17 protein-coding genes are annotated in these 19333 nt (G+C 66.1%); 4 read left to right on the forward strand and 13 right to left on the reverse strand.

The annotated features are described in order from the left end of the window. Positions 1–6: 6 nt before the first annotated feature. From ubiD to trxA, 3 genes are all read right to left on the reverse strand, one after another. Positions 7–1473, reverse strand: a complete 1467-nt coding sequence (gene ubiD, locus CXK94_RS00370) for a 4-hydroxy-3-polyprenylbenzoate decarboxylase (protein ID WP_102892856.1) — start codon at positions 1471–1473, stop codon at positions 7–9. Positions 1474–1596: 123 nt separating this feature from the next. Beyond that, positions 1597–2856, reverse strand: coding sequence for a transcription termination factor Rho (rho, locus tag CXK94_RS00375; protein ID WP_011911776.1), 1260 nt, complete (start codon positions 2854–2856; stop codon positions 1597–1599). Positions 2857–3095: 239 nt separating this feature from the next. Further along, on the reverse strand, positions 3096–3422 hold the full coding sequence (gene trxA, locus CXK94_RS00380; RefSeq protein WP_003301063.1) for a thioredoxin TrxA: 327 nt from the start codon (positions 3420–3422) through the stop codon (positions 3096–3098). 361 nt (positions 3423–3783) lie between these two features. Between trxA and ppx the strand changes: the two genes are divergently transcribed. Then, complete coding sequence (gene ppx, locus CXK94_RS00385) at positions 3784–5286, forward strand: exopolyphosphatase (protein WP_102892857.1); 1503 nt, start codon at positions 3784–3786, stop codon at positions 5284–5286. 7 nt (positions 5287–5293) lie between these two features. Here the strand turns inward: ppx and CXK94_RS00390 are convergent, their stop codons facing one another. The 3 genes from CXK94_RS00390 to CXK94_RS00400 are packed head-to-tail and all read right to left on the reverse strand — an operon-like array spanning position 5294 to position 8709. Then, positions 5294–6217, reverse strand: a complete 924-nt coding sequence (locus CXK94_RS00390; RefSeq protein ID WP_102892858.1) for an alpha/beta hydrolase — start codon at positions 6215–6217, stop codon at positions 5294–5296. Next, complete coding sequence (locus tag CXK94_RS00395) at positions 6214–6516, reverse strand: DUF2218 domain-containing protein (RefSeq protein WP_037037869.1); 303 nt, start codon at positions 6514–6516, stop codon at positions 6214–6216. Before CXK94_RS00395 ends, CXK94_RS00390 begins: the two co-directional genes overlap by 4 nt. Positions 6517–6528: 12 nt before the next feature. Continuing rightward, positions 6529–8709 carry a TonB-dependent siderophore receptor gene (locus tag CXK94_RS00400; RefSeq protein WP_102892859.1) on the reverse strand — a complete coding sequence of 727 codons (2181 nt, stop codon included), beginning with the start codon at positions 8707–8709 and terminating at the stop codon, positions 6529–6531. 160 nt (positions 8710–8869) lie between these two features. Between CXK94_RS00400 and CXK94_RS00405 the strand changes: the two genes are divergently transcribed. Next, complete coding sequence (locus CXK94_RS00405) at positions 8870–9838, forward strand: helix-turn-helix transcriptional regulator (RefSeq protein WP_102892860.1); 969 nt, start codon at positions 8870–8872, stop codon at positions 9836–9838. A 6-nt stretch (positions 9839–9844) separates the two neighbouring features. On the opposite strand, the gene ppk1 is transcribed toward CXK94_RS00405, so the two are convergent. Together ppk1 and hemB are read right to left on the reverse strand one after the other, a co-directional pair. Further along, on the reverse strand, positions 9845–12058 hold the full coding sequence (ppk1, locus tag CXK94_RS00410) for a polyphosphate kinase 1 (protein ID WP_102892861.1): 2214 nt from the start codon (positions 12056–12058) through the stop codon (positions 9845–9847). Positions 12059–12077: 19 nt separating this feature from the next. Continuing rightward, the gene (gene hemB, locus CXK94_RS00415) at positions 12078–13091 is read right to left on the reverse strand and encodes a porphobilinogen synthase (protein ID WP_102892862.1); all 1014 of its coding nucleotides are present in this window, start codon (positions 13089–13091) and stop codon (positions 12078–12080) included. A gap of 313 nt (positions 13092–13404) precedes the next feature. Here hemB and elbB point away from each other — a divergent pair, with 313 nt between their 5' ends. Both elbB and CXK94_RS00425 read left to right on the forward strand, forming a co-directional pair. Further along, entirely contained in the window at positions 13405–14064 is a 660-nt protein-coding gene (gene elbB, locus CXK94_RS00420) for an isoprenoid biosynthesis glyoxalase ElbB (protein ID WP_037037875.1), read from the forward strand. A 278-nt stretch (positions 14065–14342) separates the two neighbouring features. Further along, positions 14343–14810, forward strand: coding sequence for a thioesterase family protein (locus CXK94_RS00425; RefSeq protein ID WP_037037876.1), 468 nt, complete (start codon positions 14343–14345; stop codon positions 14808–14810). A 77-nt stretch (positions 14811–14887) separates the two neighbouring features. Here CXK94_RS00425 and CXK94_RS00430 read toward each other — a convergent pair whose 3' ends face one another. From CXK94_RS00430 to CXK94_RS00450, 5 genes are read right to left on the reverse strand one after another with little or no spacing between them, the layout of a single operon-like run. Continuing rightward, the gene (locus CXK94_RS00430; protein WP_037037877.1) at positions 14888–15346 is read right to left on the reverse strand and encodes a YaiI/YqxD family protein; all 459 of its coding nucleotides are present in this window, start codon (positions 15344–15346) and stop codon (positions 14888–14890) included. Between the two features lie 14 nt (positions 15347–15360). Then, positions 15361–15993 carry a LysE family transporter gene (locus CXK94_RS00435; protein ID WP_102892863.1) on the reverse strand — a complete coding sequence of 211 codons (633 nt, stop codon included), beginning with the start codon at positions 15991–15993 and terminating at the stop codon, positions 15361–15363. Between the two features lie 54 nt (positions 15994–16047). Continuing rightward, complete coding sequence (locus CXK94_RS00440) at positions 16048–16806, reverse strand: TerC family protein (RefSeq protein ID WP_037037880.1); 759 nt, start codon at positions 16804–16806, stop codon at positions 16048–16050. Positions 16807–16812: 6 nt separating this feature from the next. Further along, positions 16813–17397, reverse strand: coding sequence for a mechanosensitive ion channel family protein (locus tag CXK94_RS00445; RefSeq protein WP_102892864.1), 585 nt, complete (start codon positions 17395–17397; stop codon positions 16813–16815). Further along, a complete protein-coding gene (locus CXK94_RS00450) occupies positions 17394–19304 on the reverse strand; it encodes an ATP-binding cassette domain-containing protein (RefSeq protein WP_037037885.1) in 1911 nt (636 codons plus the stop codon). The genes CXK94_RS00445 and CXK94_RS00450 overlap by 4 nt, the downstream gene beginning before the upstream one ends. Positions 19305–19333 lie beyond the last annotated feature (29 nt).

Genomic DNA, 19333 nt, shown 5'->3' on the forward strand with positions numbered 1-19333 from the left:
GTTATGTCAGTCGATACCCAGCTGCGACCAGAGTTCATCGACCCGCTGCTTGATCACCGGGTCCTGGACGATGGCCCGCCCCCACTCGCGGCTGGTCTCGCCCGGCCACTTGTGCGTCGCATCCAGGCCCATCTTCGAGCCCAGGCCGGAAACCGGCGAGGCGAAATCCAGGTAGTCGATCGGCGTGTTGTCGATCATCACCGTGTCGCGCTTGGGGTCCATGCGTGTGGTGATGGCCCAGATCACGTCGTTCCAGTCGCGGGCATCGATGTCGTCATCGGTGACGATGACGAACTTGGTGTACATGAACTGCCGCAGGAAGCTCCACACGCCGAGCATCACCCGCTTGGCGTGGCCGGGGTACTGCTTCTTCATCGTCACCACCGCCATGCGGTAGGAGCAGCCTTCCGGCGGCAGGTAGAAGTCGACGATCTCCGGGAACTGCTTCTGCAGGATCGGCACGAACACCTCGTTCAGCGCCACACCGAGAATCGCCGGCTCATCCGGCGGACGCCCGGTATAGGTGCTGTGGTAGATCGGATTCCTGCGGTGGGTGATGCGCTCGACGGTGAACACCGGGAAGCGATCCACCTCGTTGTAGTAGCCGGTATGGTCGCCGTAAGGCCCCTCATCGGCCATCTCGCCGGGATGGATATGCCCTTCGAGGACGATCTCGGCATAGGCCGGCACCTGCAGCTCGGAGCCGATGGCCTTGACCAGTTCGCTGCGCGAGCCGCGCAGCAGGCCGGCGAAGGCATATTCGGAAAGCGTATCGGGCACCGGGGTGACCGCGCCGAGAATGGTCGCCGGATCGGCACCCAGCGCCACCGCCACCGGGTAGGGTCGATCAGGGTATTTCTCGCACCATTCGCGGAAATCCAGTGCGCCGCCGCGGTGACTCAGCCAGCGCATGATCACCTTGTTACGGCCGATCACCTGCTGGCGGTAGATGCCGAGGTTCTGCCGCTCCTTGTTCGGCCCCTTGGTGATGGTCAGGCCCCAGGTGATCAGCGGCGCCACGTCGCCCGGCCAGCAGTGCTGCACCGGAATCTTCGTCAGGTCGACGTCGTCGCCCTCGACGACCACCTCCTGGCAAGGCGCGTCCTTGAGCACCTTGGGTGCCATGCTGATGACCTTCTTGAAGATCGGCAGCTTGCTCCAGGCATCCTTCAGCCCCTTCGGCGGCTCCGGCTCCTTGAGATAGGCCAAGAGCTTGCCGATCTCGCGCAGCTCGCCGACGTCCTCGGCGCCCATGCCCAACGCGACCCGTCCCGGCGTGCCGAACAGGTTGCCGAGCACCGGCATGTCGAAGCCGGTCGGGTTCTCGAACAGCAGCGCCGGGCCCTGCTTGCGCAGGGTGCGGTCACAGATTTCGGTCATTTCCAGGACGGGAGAGACAGCAGCCGTGACGCGCTTGAGCTCACCGCGTTGTTCCAGGCCGCTGATAAAGTCGCGCAGATCGCGATACTGCATGCTTGAGCCTCGCATGGGCCGGCAGGGTCGGGGCGCAAAGTTTAGCCCCAGCGCCGGGTTTTCCAAAACCTGCAGACAGACGAAGGCCGGGTTTCCCCGGCCTTGCTGGCAACGACGAATCGCTTACTTGCGCTTCATGGACATGAAGAATTCGTCGTTGGTCTTGGTGTCCTTGAGCTTGTCGAGCAGGAACTCGATGGCGGCGATCTCGTCCATCGGGTGCAGCAGCTTGCGCAGGATCCAGATGCGCTGCAGCTCGTCCTCGGCAGTCAGCAACTCCTCGCGGCGGGTGCCGGAGCGGTTGATGTTGATGGCCGGGAACACGCGCTTCTCGGCGATGCGGCGGTCCAGCTGCAGCTCCAGGTTACCGGTGCCCTTGAATTCCTCGTAGATCACCTCGTCCATCTTCGAGCCGGTTTCCACCAGCGCGGTGGCGAGGATGGTCAGCGAACCGCCTTCCTCGATGTTGCGCGCGGCACCGAAGAAACGCTTGGGCTTCTCCAGCGCGTGGGCGTCGACACCACCGGTGAGCACCTTGCCGGAGCTCGGGATCACGGTGTTGTAGGCACGCGCCAGGCGAGTGATGGAGTCGAGCAGGATGACCACGTCCTTCTTGTGCTCGACCAGGCGCTTGGCCTTCTCGATCACCATCTCGGCGACCTGCACGTGGCGGGTCGGCGGCTCGTCGAAGGTGGAGGCGACCACTTCGCCGCGCACGGTGCGCTGCATCTCGGTCACTTCCTCCGGGCGCTCGTCGATCAACAGGACGATCAGGTGGCACTCGGGATTGTTGCGGGTGATGTTGCTGGCGATGTTCTGCAGCATGATGGTCTTGCCCGCTTTCGGCGGGGCGACGATCAGGCCGCGCTGGCCCTTGCCGATCGGCGCGCAGAGGTCGATCACGCGGCCGGTGAGGTCTTCGGTGGAGCCGTTGCCGGCTTCCATCTTCAGGCGCTCGTTGGGGAACAGCGGGGTGAGGTTCTCGAAGAGGATCTTGTTCTTCGCGTTCTCCGGCCGATCGTAGTTGATCGAGTCGACCTTGAGCAGGGCGAAGTAACGCTCGCCTTCCTTCGGCGGGCGGATCTTGCCGACGATGGTGTCGCCGGTGCGCAGGTTGAAGCGACGGATCTGGCTGGGCGACACGTAGATGTCGTCCGGACCGGCCAGATAGGAAGAATCCGCGGAGCGCAGGAAACCGAAGCCGTCCTGGAGAATCTCCAGCACGCCATCACCGGAGATTTCCTCGCCGCTCTTCGCGTGCTTTTTCAGCAGGGAGAAAATCACGTCCTGCTTGCGCGAACGGGCCATGTTGTCGATGCCCATCTGTTCGGCCATTTCCAGCAGTTCGGTGATGGGCTTTTGCTTGAGTTCGGTCAGATTCATAGAAAGAGATCAGGAAGGATGTAGAAAGCGATTAGCTTGAGAAGCCGCGCAGCAGGAGACGAACGAGGTTCGTTGTGCTTTATGAGGCTGAAGTGCGTCGGCGACGGCATGCAGAGGGCGACGGAAGAAATGGTCGCGAGGCCGAATTTAGCATCGTGCAGACGCAGCGTCCACCCTGCCGATGAAAAAAGCCCCCGCGTCTGCGGGGGCTTTTCGAGTGGGCCCGGAAGGCCCGGAACTCAGATGTTGCTGTCGAGGAAGGCTGCCAGCTGCGACTTGGATAGCGCGCCGACCTTGGTCGCCTCGACGTTACCGTTCTTGAACAGCATCAGCGTCGGGATGCCGCGCACGCCGTATTTCGGCGGGGTTTCCTGGTTCTCGTCGATGTTCAGCTTGCAGACCTTGAGCTTGCCTTCGTAATCCTTGGCGATCTCGTCGAGTACCGGAGCGATCATCTTGCAGGGACCGCACCACTCGGCCCAGTAATCGACCAACACCGGGCCATCCGCCTGGAGGACGTCCTGCTCGAAGCTGGCATCGCTGACTTTGGTGATGAATTCGCTCATGGGAAGTCTCCGTGATTCGGAAGCAAAAAAGTGGCGACATCATAGCCCGGCTTCAGCCGCACCGGAAGGCGCGGAGCGATTGAGCCGCCCAATGAAGCCGATACTTTACTCTTCAATCGCCAGGCCTGGCGAACCCACCGCCTGGCGCCGCACCGCCTTCGCACACCCGTTCAACGTCTCGTGACGACTCGCGGCGGCGCTGTGACAACGCCTGCGACGAGCGGACGCTGCAACACTGCCTTCCGGCTCTGTTCCAGGCGCAGCCGATGATCCAGACGGACGTCACGCGGCGCCCATTTGCGTTGGCTCATCCGCCCACACGTGGCACGATGGCGCCGTAATCGAACGAGACGCCGTTATCATGCCCCACTCCCCCGCCGAAAGTTTTCCCATGATCGCCGCCCTCGATCTGGGCTCGAACAGTTTTCACATGGTGCTGGCACGCACCAGCAATGGCGAGATGCGCATCCTCGAACGGCTTGGCGAAAAGGTACAGCTGGCGGCTGGCATCGACGAGAACCGCCTGCTCGACGAGGCGGCGATGCAACGCGGGCTCGACTGCCTGCGGCGCTTCGCCCAACTGGTCAACCATCTGCCCCAGGGCGCGGTGCGCATCGTCGGCACCAACGCCCTGCGCGAGGCGCGCAACCGCGCCACCTTCATCCGCCTCGCCGAGGAAATCCTCAACCACCAGGTCGAGGTCATCTCCGGTCGGGAAGAGGCCCGCCTGATCTACCTCGGCGTGTCGCACACCTTCCCCGGCGCGCCGGGCAAGCGCCTGGTGGCCGACATCGGCGGCGGCAGCACCGAGTTCATCATCGGCGAAGGCTTCGAGTCGCAACTGCGCGAAAGCCTGCAGATGGGTTGCGTCAGCTACACCCAGCGGTTCTTCCGCGACGGCAAGATCACCCCGGCGCGCTATGCCCAGGCCTACACCGCGGCGCGCGTCGAGCTGATGGGCATCGAGCACGGCCTGCGTCGGCTCGGCTGGCAGGAGTCGATCGGCGCCTCCGGCACCATCCGCGCGGTAGGGCTGGCGATCAAGGCCGGTGGCTATGGCAATGGCGAGGTCAATGGCGAAGGCCTCGGCTGGCTCAAGCGCAAGCTGTTCAAGCTGGGCGACGTGGAGAAGATCGACATCGACGGCGTCAAGCCGGACCGGCGCGGCGTATTCCCCGCCGGCCTGGCGATCCTCGAGGCCATCTTCGACGCCCTCGAGCTGCAGAGCATGACCCATTCCGAGGGTGCCTTGCGCGAAGGGGTGCTGTACGACCTGCTGGGCCGCCACCACGACGAGGACGTGCGCGACCGCTCGCTGAGCTTTCTCATGGAGCGCTACCACGTCGACACGGAGCAGGCCGCGCGGGTCGAGGCCAAGGCGCTGGAGGCCTTCGACCAGGTCGCCGAGGCCTGGAACCTCGACCAGGACTGGCACCGCGAGCTGCTGGCATGGGCTGCGCGGGTACACGAGGTGGGGCTGGACATTGCCCACTACCACTACCACAAGCACGGCGCCTACCTGATCGAGCATTCCGACCTGCCCGGCTTCTCCCGCCAGGACCAGCTGATGCTGGCGCTGCTGGTACGCGGCCACCGGCGCAACATCCCGCAGGACAAGTTCGGCGAGATCGGCGCCGACGCCGATGCCCTGGTGCGCCTGTGCATCCTCCTGCGCTTCGCCATCCTGTTCCACCATATCCGCGGCGCCAATGCCGTTTCCGAGGTACAGCTGAAGGCCAGCGAGCGCGCCCTGGAACTGGTCTTTCCGGCCGGCTGGCTGAGCGCCAACCCGCTGACCCGCGCCGACTTCGAGGCCGAAGCCGCCTGGCTCGCGCGGGTCGGCTACCAACTGCGGATGAAGTGAGGCCGGCTCAGGGCTCGATGGGCCCCTTGCCCAGGGCGAACGGCAGGGCCCGAGTAGATACCACGATCGCGCTGCTGCCGTGATTTTCACCGTCCAGCACATGCAGCTCGCTGGCCAGCCCCCGCTCGCGCAACGGCGCCAGCCGCTCGGCCAGTTGCCGCAGGTTGTCCAGCATGCGCCGCTCGGCAAGATGACGCTGGCGCGGCGTGGTCGGCTCGACATCGCCTCGCGGCTGCTCGGCCCCGCCGACAGCCAGGTAGAGTCGCGCATCCAGCGCCTGCCGGGACTCCGAGAAACGCTGCAGATCGTCGAAGATGACACCCTTTCCCCACCACAGCGAAGGGCTGGCGGCGATGTAGGCCTGGAAGCTGGCCGGCCGATTGAACAGCGTATAGAGCGTGAACAAGCCCCCATAGGAGTGGCCGAACAGGGTCTGGCGTGAGCGATCGACCGGGTAGCGTGCCTGTACCAGTGGCTTGACCTCGCGCTCGATGAAATCCAGGAAGCGCTCGGCACCGCCACGCGCGGTGCTCAGGCGGTCGCCGCTGTCGCCGAGACCCGCCGTCGGCGGCGTGTAGTCTTCGGCACGCGCGGCGACGTCGTACAGCGCATCGCCCGGATAACCGATCCCCACCACCAGCACCGGCTCGGCGCCATTGACCGCGACGCGCATCTCCAGCGCCCGCGCCTGCATGGCCAGCAGGGGGAACAGCGCATTGCCGTCGAGCACATAGAGCACGGGATAACCGCCCGCCGGCGGTGGCAGCTGCGGGCGCGACAGGTAGATGCGGTAGTGGCGACCTTGGCGAGAGGTGACGTCGCGCTGCTCACCGTAGGGCAGGGTCGCCTCGGCCCAGCCCGGCTTCGCCCCGGGCGCCGCACCGGCGAGGGCCGGCAGCAGCGCCAGCAGCCCACAGGCCCAGCGCCTCACGCGTCATCCTCCAGCGGCGCTGCCTGCCATTCGAGCTGGAGCGTCTCGTGGCGGGCGAAACGCAGCAGATGGTCCTCCAGCACGAACCGCATGCGTTGCCCGGCCGGCTCATCCGCTACCTGGCAATCGAGCAGCAGATGCTCGGCAACGGCGCGCATCCGGCATTGACCGAAATCGAAGCGGACCTGCGCGCCATCTTCCATCGTTTCGATGCTGCCCTTGTGGTGGAAGTGCCGGCACAGCCTGCCGATCAGCAGACCGGCATTGTGCGTGGCCGCCTGCCCGTGGAAACGAATCATGCGGGTCTCCGTCTAGAACGTGGTGCTGATGCTGGTGAAGAAGGTCCGACCGGGCTCGTTGTAGGTATAGGCACCGGCCACCACGGCATTCCCCTCGCGGTACAGGCGCTTGTCGAAGAGGTTGTCTATCCCGGCGCTCAGGCTCAGGTTCCGGCTCAGTTCATAGGTGCCGCTGAGACCGACCAGCGCATAGGGCGGAATCTCGCGCCGCGCATCGCCGCTGAGCGCCACGCCCTGGTAGCCGTACTTGCCGGGTGTCTGCCGGCCGTACCAGGTCACGCGCGCCTGCAGCGACAAGGGGGCGCTCGCCTGCCAATCCAGCGTCGAGTTGAGCGTGAATTCCGGGATGATCGACAGCGGCTCGCCGGTTTCCTTGTTTTCCGAATCGAGCATCCAGGTGAGATTGGTGGTCCAGCGCAGGTCGTCGGCCAGCGGCACGCCCAGGCTGCCTTCGATCCCTTCCACCACCGCCCGCGGCACGTTCTCCCAGAGATACACGTCCTGCTCGGCGCCGCGGGTGAAATAGGTGCCGACCGGTCTGCGTCCGGCCTCGATCTTGTTGCGGTAGTCGTTGCGGAACCAGGTTGCGCTGGCGCTCCAGCCGCCCTGGCGGTACTCGATGCCCAACTCCTTGTTCACGCTGGTTTCCGCTTCGAGGTTCTCGTTGCCCAGCAGGAAGCAGCCGGTACCGCTGTAGGCCCAGCAGCCGTTGCCGGCGCTGTACAGCGCATAGCCGGGGTTGAGCTGGTAGAGGTTGGGCGCCTTGTAGGCCCGTGCGATACCGGCCTTGAGGGTGAGGGTGTCGCTGAGCATCTGCGACAAGTTCAGCGCCGGGCTCCAGTTGTCGCCCGTCTGGTCGTTGTGATCGAAGCGCAGCCCGGGGGTGAGGATGGTACCGGGGCGCAGTTCGATGTTGTCTTCGATAAAGAACGACAGGATGCGCATCGCCATCTTGCTATCCAGCCCGCCGGCCGGGTTGGCGATGTTGCTGGCCGCGGTGAGGTCCGATACGCCGTCCTCGAGCTTCTGCTCGCTGAACTCGGCGCCGAAGGTGAGCATCTGCTCGACACCGAAGCTCAGGGGCAGGCTCGCCTCGCTGTGGGCGGTCAGCGTATCGAGGTGGATGGTGCCGAACTGGTCGCTGTTGATGTTGCCTTCGGGGCCGCCGGCCAGCCCCTCGCGCAGGCGGGTATTGCGCGTCTGTTCGTATTGCAGGTAGTTCAGCGTGCTGCCGAAATCCCATTCGCCCCGATGGGTCATCGCGTAGTTCTGGCGGTACAGCGTATTGGTCTCGCGGCCGATCCAGGGCGCGCGGTAGGCTTCCAGCGATGCCGAGGCGACATTGTTCATGCTGTCACCGGCATAGATGTTGCCCTGGCGACCGAAGCCGGCCTCCAGCTCGAGAACCTGTTCCGGCGTCATGCGCCAGGCGAGCACGCCGTTGACGTCGCGATTGCGCACGCCCTCGCGGCCGGCCGTGGTGTAGTTGCCGATCTCGTGCCCCCGGTTGATGTCCTCGTCGTCGGCGTCGGTGCGGGCGACGTTGCCGTATATGCGGTACGACAGGCTCTCGCCGAGCGGCCCGTTGAGCCCGAAGGTCGCCCGCCGCGTGGCGCCCTCCTCGGCATGGCTCGGGAAGTTCTGGTACAGGGTCAGGCTACCGTGCTGCTCGGCGCCGGCCTGGCGGGTCACGATGTTGATCACGCCACCGGCCGCGCCGCTGCCGTAGCGGGCCGCCGCCGGCCCGCGGAGCACCTCGATGCGCTCGACCTGGTCGGCCGGGACCCAGTTGGTGTCGCCGCGGGTATCACGGTCGCCGCGCCAGCCGTAGCGCACCGCATTGCGCGAGGCGATGGGCTTGCCATCGATCAGGATCAGGGTGTTCTCCGGGCCCATGCCGCGAATGTCGATCTGCCGGTTGTTGCCGCGCGCACCGGAGCTGCTGTTGCCGGTCAGGTTGACCCCCGGCTGGCGACGGATGATCTCGGCCAGATCGTTCGCCGGCGGACTTTTGCGCAAGTCCTCGGCCGTGATGATCGACACGCCGGGCGCCTGCTTCAGCTCCTCCCGGGCGGTGGCCAGGACATAGTCGTCGTCCAGCGCCAGGGGCTCCTCGGCCCAGGCATGGAGCGGCATGGCCAGCGCGACGGCAAGCGCCAGGCGGGTAATGGTGAACGATTGATGCGATGACATGCTGCCCTCCCCCGAGCCCACACACCGAACGGCGGAGACTCTTCTTAATGCGAATTATTTGCAACAACATTTGAGCGGCAGTAGTCTTGCACGGTCGGTGCGGCAGTAGGTTTGTTGAAACGGATTGTTTCTTTGCGCAAACCGCAACGGGGGAGGATGAATGAACGAACGAGGTGTCGTCAGGGCCGGCGAGCTGGGCGCCCGGGTGGGAATGCCGCTGCGCCTGACGGAAAGAGAGCCCTGCCAGGACCGGTTGTTCGAGGGACGCCTGAGCTGGCTGAAGCTACGCAGCGGGCTGTCGTTGCACTGCTCCGACTGCGTGGAGCTGCATCACTTCACCACCCAGGTACAGACGGCGCCGCACATCAATTTCATCCTGTTTCTCGAAGGCGGCAACGATGTCGGTTTCGACGAGCACAGGTTCCACCTCGGCACGGGCCCGGACGCCGCCGCCCAGGGCGTGACCATCGCCCTGGGGCGGCCAACCCAGTTCAGCCGCCAGGCACGCCGCGGCCAACGGATACGCAAGGTCTCGGTGAGCCTGACGCCGGACTGGTTCGAAGCCGGCGGCTTCGACAGCCATGAAGCCCTGCACGAGCTCATCGATCTGGAGCGCGACACCTTCATGCTCCGGCAGTGGCAACCGTCCCCGCGCCTGCTGGCGCTGGCCGAGCAGGTCCTCGCCCCGCAACAGGCCCCCGATCTGTTGCAGCGCCTGTACCTGGAAAGCCGCGCACTGGAGATCGCCAACGAGGCGCTGAGCCTGCTGGCCCGGCAATCGCCCCGGGCGGGCCGGGGCCTGCGTCCACAGGAAATGGCGCGGATCAGGCGAACGCTGGAACTGCTGCACAGCGACAGCGCCGATGGCTGGTCGCTGGAGCGGATCGCCCGTGAAGTGGGAACCAACGCCAGTACCCTGCAGCGGCATTTCCAGGCCGCCCAGGGCGTATCGCTGTTCGAGTATCAACGCCGGCGCAAGCTGCAGCAGGCACGCGAAGCGCTGGAGCGCCAGGGCGTCAGTGTCGGCCAGGCCGCCTGGCTGGCCGGCTACAGCAGCGCCGCGAACTTCTCCACGGCCTTCAAGCGCGCCTTCGGCCTGACGCCCAAGCAGGTCAGGCCCAGGCTCTGATGCCGCTCAGCGGGTGCTGCCCTGCGGGCCGGTCAAGCGCTCCAGCAGCATGTTCTGCACGTTGCGCGGGTTCTGGTTGCCGCTGGGGCTGTTGCGCAGGTAGCTGCCGTCCGGCTGCAGCAGCCAGCTCTGGGTGTTGTCGCTGAGGAAGCCCTCCAGCTCCTTCTTCACCCGCGTCACCAGCTTCTTGCCCTCCACCGGGAAGCAGGTTTCCACCCGCCGGTCGAGGTTGCGCTCCATCCAGTCGGCGCTGGAGAGGTAGAGCTTCTCGTCGCCGTCGTTGTGGAAATAGAAGACCCGGCTGTGCTCGAGGAAGCGGCCGATGATCGAGCGCACCTGGATGTTGTGCGACACCCCGGCGATGCCCGGGCGCAGGCAGCACATGCCGCGCACGATGAGGTCGACACGCACGCCGGTCTGGCTGGCCTTGTACAGCGCCTTGATCATCTTCGGATCGGTCAGCGCATTGATCTTCAGGATGATGTGCGCCGGCTTGCCTTCGGCGGCGTGCTGGGTTTCCTGGGTGATCAGGTCGAGCAGGGTCTTCTTCAGGGTGAAGGGTGCATGCAGCAACTTCTTCATGCGCATGGTCTTGCCCATGCCGATCAGCTGGCTGAACAGCTTGGAAACGTCCTCGCACAGCGCATCGTCCGAGGTCAGCAGGCTGTAGTCGGTGTACAGCCGTGCGTTGGCCGCGTGGTAGTTGCCGGTGCCCAGGTGCGCATAGCGGCACAGTTCGCCGTTCTCGCGGCGCAGGATCAGCATCATCTTGGCGTGGGTCTTGTAGCCGACCACACCATAGATCACCACCGCGCCGGCCTGCTGCAGGCGGCTGGCCAATTGCAGGTTGGATTCCTCGTCGAAGCGCGCGCGCAGCTCGATCACCGCGGTGACTTCCTTGCCGCTGCGCGCCGCATCGACCAGCGCGTCGACGATCTCCGAATTGGCCCCGGAGCGGTACAGGGTCTGCTTGATCGCCAGCACGCAGGGGTCCTTGGCCGCCTCGCGCAGCAGGTCGACCACCGGCGTGAACGACTCGAAGGGGTGCAGCAGCAGGATGTCCTGTTTGTTGATCACGCTGAAGATCTTGTCGCTGTTCTGCAGCAGTCTGGGGATCGACGGCGTGAACGGGCTGTATTGCAGCTCGGGGTGGCTGTCCAGGCCGGTGATGCTGAACAGCCGGGTCAGGTTGACCGGGCCGTTGACGCGGTACATCTCGCTCTCGCCGAGGCTGAACTGCTTGAGCAGGAAGTCGGCCAGGTGCTGCGGGCAGGTGTCGGCCACCTCCAGGCGCACCGCGTCGCCGTAGCGCCGCGAGATCAGCTCGCCACGCAGCGCCCGCGCCAGGTCCTCGACGTCCTCGGTGTCCACCGACAGGTCGGCGTTGCGCGTCAGGCGGAACTGGTAGCAGCCCTTGACCCGCATGCCGTGGAACAGGTCGTCGGCGTGGGCGTGGATCATCGAGGAGAGGAAGACGAAGTTGTCCCCCGCCCCACCGACCGACTCCGGCACGCGGATCACCCGCGGCAGCAGGCGCGGCGCCGGGATGATCGCCAGCCCGGAGTCGCGGCCGAAGGCGTCGATGCCTTCCAGCTCGACGATGAAGTTCAGGCTCTTGTTCACCAGCAACGGGAACGGGTGCGTCGGGTCCAGGCCGATCGGCGTGACGATCGGCGCGATCTCGTCGCGGAAGTAGCGGCGCACCCAGGCCTTGAGCTTGGCGGTCCAATGCCGGCGGCGAATGAAGCGGATGTGGTTTTCCGCCAATGCCGGCAGCAGCACATCGTTGAGGATCGCGTACTGGCGGTCGACCTGCCCATGCACCAGCTCGCCGATGCGCGCCAGCGCCTGGTGCGGCTGCAGGCCGTCGGCACCGGCCTGCTCGCGGGCGAAGGTGACGCGCTTCTTCAGCCCGGCCACGCGGATTTCGAAGAACTCGTCGAGATTGCTGGAGAAGATCAGCAGGAACTTCAGGCGTTCCAGCAGCGGATAGGACTCGTCCAGCGCCTGCTCCAGCACGCGGATGTTGAACTGCAACTGCGACAGCTCGCGATGGATGTAGAGGCTGCTGTCGTCCAGGTTCGGCACCGGCGGCGCCGCGGCCGGCACCTCCTCCGCCACCTCGGGCAACGGCGGTGCCAGCACCTCGGACAGCGCCTGATCCAGCTGTTCACCGACAGCGTCCTGCACTTCCTTCTCGCTGAGTCCCTGGTTGATCATCGTTATGCCTCGAGCGGGCTCATCGGCCCCGTTTCAACTGTTGTGCCGCCTGCTTGGCGAAGTAGGTGAGAATGCCATCGGCCCCGGCACGCTTGAAGCCGACCAAAGACTCAAGGATCACCGCCTCGCTCAGCCAGCCGTTCTGGATCGCCGCCATGTGCATGGCGTACTCGCCGCTGACCTGGTAGACGAAGGTCGGCGCCTTGAAGGCGTCCTTGACCCGCCAGACGATGTCCAGGTACGGCAGGCCCGGCTTGACCATGACCATGTCCGCGCCTTCGGCCAGGTCGGCGGCGACTTCGTGCAGCGCCTCGTCGCCGTTGGCCGGGTCCATCTGATAGGTGTTCTTGTTGCTCTTGCCGAGGTTGGCCGCCGAGCCCACCGCGTCGCGGAACGGGCCGTAGTAGGCGCTGGCGTACTTCGCCGAATAGGCCATGATGCGCACGTTGTGGTGGCCTGCCACCTCCAGCGCCTCGCGGATTGCCTGAATGCGGCCATCCATCATGTCCGACGGCGCGACCACCTGGGCGCCAGCCTCGGCATGGGACAGCGCCTGCCGGACCAGCGCATCGACGGTGACGTCGTTCTGCACGTAGCCATGCTCGTCGAGGATGCCGTCCTGACCATGAGTGGTGAACGGATCGAGCGCCACGTCGGTGATGATGCCCAGTTCGGGGAAGCGCTCACGCAGCGCGCGGGTGGCGCGCTGGGCGATGCCGTCGGGGTTCCAGGCTTCGGCGGCGTCGAGGGACTTCTTCTCCAGCGGCGTGACCGGAAACAGCGCCAGCGCCGGAATACCCAGCGCCACCAGTTCCTCGGCCTCCTCCAGCAGCAGGTCGATGGACAGCCGTTCCACGCCCGGCATCGACGGCACCTGCTCGCGGCGGTTCTCGCCGTCCAGCACGAACACCGGCAGGATCAGGTCATCGACCGTCAACACGTTCTCGCGCACCAGGCGGCGGGAAAAATCATCGCGACGGTTGCGACGCAGACGAGTAGCGGGAAACAGCCGGCTGGCAGGAACGAGACTCACGACGAACTCCTGGCCCGCAGAGCGGGCGAATATGACGTTTATAGGCCGACAGCATGACGAAAAGATGACAATGCCGCGCAGACCTCCGAACGGCCCATTGTCGCCAGCCTAGGCGGTGACTGCCAGTGCTTTGAACAACCGGCGCGCGGCGCAACGGTGCGGCCCCGGGCCCGTGGCAATGAACACCGGCGCCTGCCGCGACTCCAAAACTGCAGAGCGGGACTTACCCGGAGCCGTCCCAGGCATTAGCATCGACGCATGACCCGAGCGTCCGGAAGGGCCGTTCGAACTTGACCAGACCAGGAGTATCGCTATGAACAAAAAGGTCGCCGTGATCCTTTCCGGCTGTGGCGTCTACGACGGCTCGGAGATCTACGAAAGCGTGATTACCCTGCTGCGCCTGGACCAGCGTGGAGCCAAGGTGCAGTGCTTCGCCCCCAACATTCCACAGATGCACGTGATCAACCACCTCACCGGCGAGGAAATGCCGGAGTCGCGCAACGTGCTGACCGAGTCGGCGCGTCTGGCCCGCGGCGAGATCAAGGACCTGCGCGAGGCACGCGTCGAGGATTTCGATGCCCTGATCCTGCCCGGCGGCTTCGGCGCGGCGAAGAACCTGTCGAACTTCGCCAGCGAAGGCGCCAGCAGCAAGGCGCTGCCCGAGGTGATCGCGCTGGCCCAGGCCTTCGCTCAGGCCGGCAAGCCGATCGGCATGATGTGCATCGCCCCGACCATGGCGGCACAGATCTTCGGCCCCGGCGTCCTCTGCACCCTGGGCAGCGACGAGGCCGATGCGGCCAAGGCGGTCGTCGCGATGGGTGCCGTGCACCAGCCATGCGAAGTCAGCGAGATCGTCGAGGACAAGCGGCACAAGCTGGTCACCACCCCGGCCTACATGCTCGCGCAGTCCATCAGCGAAGCCGCGTCGGGCATCTACAAGCTGGTCGACCGGGTGCTGGAACTGACCGTCTGAGGAACCGTCGATCATGAAATCCCGGCGCCGCGGCCGTAATGCTGTTCAGATAAGCACGGAGAGTACTTTGTAGGAGCGCGCCATGCGCGCGAATCGCGGGCGTGGCCCGCTCCTACAGAGCCAACATCCAGCTTGAGTCGTTAAGTGCAGCATTAGGCGCCGCGGCCGGGATTTTTTTTGCGCGAAAGTCGCCAAACCAGCCGGCGCTCCCGCCGACGCTCTGGTCAGCCCGCCGCCGCTCGGGCAGCGTGATCGCTCTCCCGGCAGGAACGCAGATCATGAACGACGATGACACACTGCTCGCCGAGCAGGCCCAAGCCGTACGCCAGATGTTCGAACGCATTCCCTTCAACCTGGCACTGGGCATCGAGCTCGACGAGATCTCGACCTCGCGCGTGGTGATGCACCTGCCGATGAAACCCGAGCTGGTGGGCAATTTCGTCCACGGCATCCTGCATGGCGGTGTCATCGCCTCGCTGCTGGACGTGGCCGGCGGCGCCATGGCGATGCTCGGCGCCTTCGACAAGCATCGCCACCTGACGCCAGCGGAACGCGCTGCGCGACTTTCCCGGCTCGGCACCATCGACCTGCGCATCGACTACCTGCGCCCGGGGCGCGGCACGCGCTTCAGCGCCAGCGCCGTGCTGCTGCGCTCGGGCAACAAGGTGGCGGTGGTGCGCTCGGAGCTGCACAACGAGGACGGCGTGCTGGTGGCGGTGGGCACCGGCACCTATCTATGCGGCTGAAGCAGCTGCAGCCGTAGGGCGGGTGAAACCCGCCAAGCGTGCGCGAAGCCTACTCCGTTCGGCGGGTTGCACCCGTCCTACGCCCGGCGCCTCATCAGTTGCGTCAGCATGCGGTCCAGCGCATTGGCGAAGGCCTGGCGATCACGCTCGCCATAGGCGGCCTGGCCGCCGCCGACCTGGCCCTGGTCGCGCAGGTCGGTGAACAGGTTGCGCACCGCCAGTCGCTCGCCCATGTTGCGCTCGTCGAACTCGCGCCCGCGCGGGTCCAGCGCGGCGACGCCCTTCTTCACCAGGCGGTCGGCCAGCGGCACGTCGCTGCAGATCACCAGATCGCCGGGCTCGGCATGCTCGACCAGATAATCGTCGGCGGCATCCGGCCCGCTCGGCACCACGATCAGCCTGACGCAGGCGAACGCCGGCTTGACCTGGCTCTGCCCGGCGACCAGCAGCACCTCGAACTTGCGCTTCAGCGCGAACCTGATCACCTGGTCCTTGGCCGCCCGCGGGCAGGCATCGGCGTCGATCCACACACGCATCGGGGCCGACTCGTTCATGCCGCGGCGCGCCGAACCGTCGCCAGCAGGGCCGCGGCAGCGGCGAACATGGTGGCGAAGCTGCGGTTGACCAGCCGCTGCTGACGCGGCGTACGCAGCAGGCGCAGCACCCTGGCGGCGAGCCCGGTGTAGCCGGCCATGACCAGCAGATCCACCACCACCATGGTCGCCGCCATCTCGCTGTACTGCAGCAGCAGCGGCCGCTGCGGATCGAGGAACTGCGGCAGCACCGCGAGGATGAAGACGATCGCCTTGGGGTTGCTGGCATTGACCAGGAAGCCGCGCAGCACCAGGATCAACGGCCGGCCGATGGGCCGTGGCGCAGCGGAATCGTCCAGCGCTTCGGGCTGCGCCTGCCATTGCTTGAAAGCCAGCCACAGCAGGTAGCCGACGCCGAACCACTTGATCAGGCCGAACGCCAGTTCCGAGGTCGCCAGCACCGCGCCGACGCCGGCGGCGACCACGGCGATCTGCAGCACCAGCGCCAGTTGCAGGCCGATGGCGTTCCAGTAGCCGCGCCAGAAGCCGTACTGCAGGCCGCAGGACATCGACGCGATGGCCCCGGCGCCCGGCGACAGGCTGATCACCCAACAGGCGACGAAGAAAGCGAGCCAGGTTTCCAGCGACATGGTGATTGCCTCCCCTTCAAGCGGTTGCGTCGGCCGGGTGGTCGACGCTGCGGTTCAGTCCGGCGAGCCCTTGCCCAGCTTCACCGGTTCCTTGAGCTTGCGCTTCATGGCCTTGCGCATGCGGATGTTCAGCGCCTCGACGCCGAGCGAGAAAGCCATGGCGAAGTAGACGTAGCCCTTGGGCACGTGCACATCGAAGGCTTCGGCGACCAGCAGGGTGCCGACGACGATGAGGAACGACAGCGCCAGGATCTTCAGCGTCGGGTGCCTGTCGATGAAATCGCTGATGGTGCCGGCGGCCAGCATCATCACCAGCACGGCGATGACGATCGCCGCGATCATCACCGGCACGTTCTGCACCAGGCCCACCGCAGTGATCACCGAGTCGAGCGAGAAGATGATGTCGATCACCGCGATCTGCAGGATCACCCCCAGGAAGCCGGCCTTCGCCGCGCCGCCGCCCTCGTGGCTTTCCTCCTCGCCCTCGACGCTGTGCCAGATCTCCAGGGTGCTCTTGAACAGCAGGAACAGGCCGCCGAAGAACAGGATCAGGTCGCGCCCGGAGACGCCCTCGCCGAGGAGGCTGAACAGGTCGTTGGTCAGGCGCATGACCCAGGCGATCGACAGCAGCAGCAGGATGCGCGTGCCCATGGCCAACGCCAGGCCGAAGAAGCGCGCCTTCGGCTGCTGCGCCTTGGGCAGCCGGCCGACCAGAATCGAGATGAAGATGATGTTGTCGATGCCGAGGACGATTTCCAGGGCGGTCAGGGTCAGAAACGCGACCCAGATTTCCGGGTTGCCAAGCCATTCCATAGGGGGTTACTTCTCGTTGGAGCCACGCTGATAGAACTGCACTTCACTGCCGCGCCAACGGCGGACGGCCTTCTGGAAGAACAGGCTGTTGGGCACCTGCACGATGGCCCCGGTGTCCGCTTCGGCCACCTCTTCCAAGGTGGTGTAGAGCAGATTGATATCGATCACCCGGCCCTTGACGATCGGCTTGTCGAACGCTTCGACGATCTCCACCACATCGCCCAGGCGGAACGGCCCGACGGTGAGGATCAGCACCGCGCAGAGCAGGTTGGACAGCACGCTCCAGATGGCGAAGAAGGCGATCGCCGCCACCGCGACGAAACCGGAGATGGCCGTCCACAGCACGGTGGCGGAAACACCGAAGCGCTCCAGCACCATGATCAGCGCGCCACCCATGATGAACCAGCGGATGCCGCCGCGTACCGGCAGCAGCAGTTCCGGTGGCAACGGATAGCGCGACGACAGCCGCGTCAGCCCTCGGGCGACCAGGCGCTGCAGGACATAGCCCACCAGCAGGATCAGCAGCACCTGCAGGCCCAGCAGCAGCTGGTCACGCCACTCCTGCGACAGCTGCAGCAATTGCTCGTTCATGCACTGCCCTCCAACTGGGCCTGGAGGCTTTCCAGGGTTTCGAGTGCCTCGAGCCAGGCCTCTTCCAGCTCGCCTTCGCGCACCTTCAGCTCGGCCTGCCTGGCCAGCAGCTCGCGCAACTCGTCCTTGCGCGCCGCTTCATAGACCGCGCTGTCGCCCAGGCGGGCCTCCAGCGCGGCGAGCTGTTCATGCACCGTGGCGAGCTCCTTCTCGAGCCGGTCCGCCTGGCGCTTGTGCGGGGCCAGTTGCTGGCGCAGCGCGGCCGCGGCCTGGCGCTGGGTGCGGCGGTCGGTCTTGTCGGCCACCCCCTCGCCGGCAGCCGACGGTTGCTGGCGGGCCCGATAGTCCACCAGCCAGCGCGCGTAGTCCTCCAGGTCGCCATCGAAAGCCTGCACCCGGCCGTCGGCCACCAGCAGGAATTCATCGGTGGTGCTCTTGAGCAGGTGCCGGTCGTGGGACACCACCAGCACCGCGCCTTCGAAGTCCTGCAGTGCCAGGGTCAGCGCCAGGCGCATTTCCAGGTCGAGGTGGTTGGTCGGCTCGTCGAGCAGCAGCAGGTTGGGCTTGCCCCAGGCGATCAGCGCCAGCGCCAGGCGCGCCTTCTCGCCGCCGGAGAAATTCAGCACCGGCTCGTCGCAGCGCTCGCCACGGAAATCGAAACCGCCGAGGAAATCGCGCAGGGTCTGCTCGCGCTCATTGGCGGCGATGCGCTGCAGGTGCAGCAGCGGGCTGGCCTTGGGATCGAGCGAATCGAGCTGGTGCTGGGCGAAGTAGCCGACTACCAGGTTCTCGCCGCGCTGCAGCCGGCCGCCGATCGGCACGAGCTCGGCGGCGAGGGTCTTGATCAGGGTCGACTTGCCGGCGCCGTTGGGGCCCAGCAGGCCGATGCGCGCACCGGGCACCAGTTGCAGCTTGACCTGCTCGAGCACCACCTTCTCGCCGTAGCCGAGCCGTCCTTCGGCCAGGTCGAGCAACGGGCTGGAGACCTTGTCGGCCTCGCGGAAGCGGAAATCGAACGGCGAATCCACATGCGCCGGCGCCAGCTCCTCCAGCCGTTCCAGCGCCTTGATCCGGCTCTGCGCCTGGCGCGCCTTGGTCGCCTTGGCCTTGAAGCGGCGGATGAAGCTTTCCATGTGCGCGCGCTGCGCCTGCTGCTTCTCGTAGGCCTGCTGCTGCTGCGCCAGGCGCTCGGCACGGGTGCGCTCGAACGCCGAGTAGCCGCCGCGGTAGAGGGGCAGCTTGCGCTGCTCGAGATGGATGACGTGATCGACCACCGCGTCGAGGAAATCGCGGTCGTGGGAAATCAGCAGCAGCGTGCCGGGATACCCCTTGAGCCAGTCCTCCAGCCAGAGGATCGCATCCAGGTCCAGGTGGTTGGTCGGCTCGTCGAGCAGCAGCAGGTCCGACGGGCACATCAGCGCCTGGGCGAGGTTCAGGCGCATGCGCCAGCCACCGGAGAAACTGCCGACCGGCAACGCCATCTGCTCGTTGGAAAAGCCCAGCCCGGCCAGCAGCTTGCGCGCGCGGGCATCGGCGCTGTAGCCGTCGGCAGTGTCCAGCTCGGTATGCAGCCGGGCCAGGGCGTTGCCGTCGTGCGCCTGCTCGGCGGCGGCGAGCGCGGCCTGGATGCGGCGCAGCTCGATGTCGCCATCGAGTACGTAGTCCACCGCCAGGCGCTCGAGGGTGTCGATCTCCTGGCGCATGTGCGCGATGCGCCAGTCCGGCGGCAGCTGGCAATCGCCGCCATCGGGCACCAGCTCGCCACGCAGCAAGGCGAACAGGGTGGATTTGCCGGCGCCGTTGGCTCCGACCAGGCCGGCCTTCTGGCCGGGATGCAGGGTCAGCTCGGCGCCTTCCAGCAGACGCTGGGGGCCGCGCTGTAGAGTGAGGTTCTGAAGTCGGATCATAATGGCCGCGGAGTTTATCAGCTCGCCCG

Source organism: Stutzerimonas stutzeri (genome assembly GCF_002890915.1).
GTDB classification, from domain to species: domain Bacteria; phylum Pseudomonadota; class Gammaproteobacteria; order Pseudomonadales; family Pseudomonadaceae; genus Stutzerimonas; species Stutzerimonas stutzeri_AF.

Excerpts from the sequence above, each read along its gene's own strand:
- CXK94_RS00440 (WP_037037880.1), bottom strand. The coding sequence starts at position 16,806 with ATGGAATGGCTTGGCAACCCGGAAATCTGGGTCGCGTTTCTGACCCTG.
- CXK94_RS00450 (WP_037037885.1), bottom strand. The coding sequence starts at position 19,304 with ATGATCCGACTTCAGAACCTCACTCTACAGCGCGGCCCCCAGCGTCTG.
- CXK94_RS00405 (WP_102892860.1), top strand. The coding sequence starts at position 8,870 with ATGAACGAACGAGGTGTCGTCAGGGCCGGCGAGCTGGGCGCCCGGGTG.
- ppk1 (WP_102892861.1), bottom strand. The coding sequence starts at position 12,058 with ATGATCAACCAGGGACTCAGCGAGAAGGAAGTGCAGGACGCTGTCGGT.
- rho (WP_011911776.1), bottom strand. The coding sequence starts at position 2,856 with ATGAATCTGACCGAACTCAAGCAAAAGCCCATCACCGAACTGCTGGAA.
- CXK94_RS00430 (WP_037037877.1), bottom strand. The coding sequence starts at position 15,346 with ATGCGTGTGTGGATCGACGCCGATGCCTGCCCGCGGGCGGCCAAGGAC.
- CXK94_RS00445 (WP_102892864.1), bottom strand. The coding sequence starts at position 17,397 with ATGAACGAGCAATTGCTGCAGCTGTCGCAGGAGTGGCGTGACCAGCTG.
- elbB (WP_037037875.1), top strand. The coding sequence starts at position 13,405 with ATGAACAAAAAGGTCGCCGTGATCCTTTCCGGCTGTGGCGTCTACGAC.
- CXK94_RS00425 (WP_037037876.1), top strand. The coding sequence starts at position 14,343 with ATGAACGACGATGACACACTGCTCGCCGAGCAGGCCCAAGCCGTACGC.
- ppx (WP_102892857.1), top strand. The coding sequence starts at position 3,784 with ATGCCCCACTCCCCCGCCGAAAGTTTTCCCATGATCGCCGCCCTCGAT.
- ubiD (WP_102892856.1), bottom strand. The coding sequence starts at position 1,473 with ATGCAGTATCGCGATCTGCGCGACTTTATCAGCGGCCTGGAACAACGC.
- CXK94_RS00435 (WP_102892863.1), bottom strand. The coding sequence starts at position 15,993 with ATGTCGCTGGAAACCTGGCTCGCTTTCTTCGTCGCCTGTTGGGTGATC.
- trxA (WP_003301063.1), bottom strand. The coding sequence starts at position 3,422 with ATGAGCGAATTCATCACCAAAGTCAGCGATGCCAGCTTCGAGCAGGAC.
- CXK94_RS00395 (WP_037037869.1), bottom strand. The coding sequence starts at position 6,516 with ATGATTCGTTTCCACGGGCAGGCGGCCACGCACAATGCCGGTCTGCTG.
- CXK94_RS00400 (WP_102892859.1), bottom strand. The coding sequence starts at position 8,709 with ATGTCATCGCATCAATCGTTCACCATTACCCGCCTGGCGCTTGCCGTC.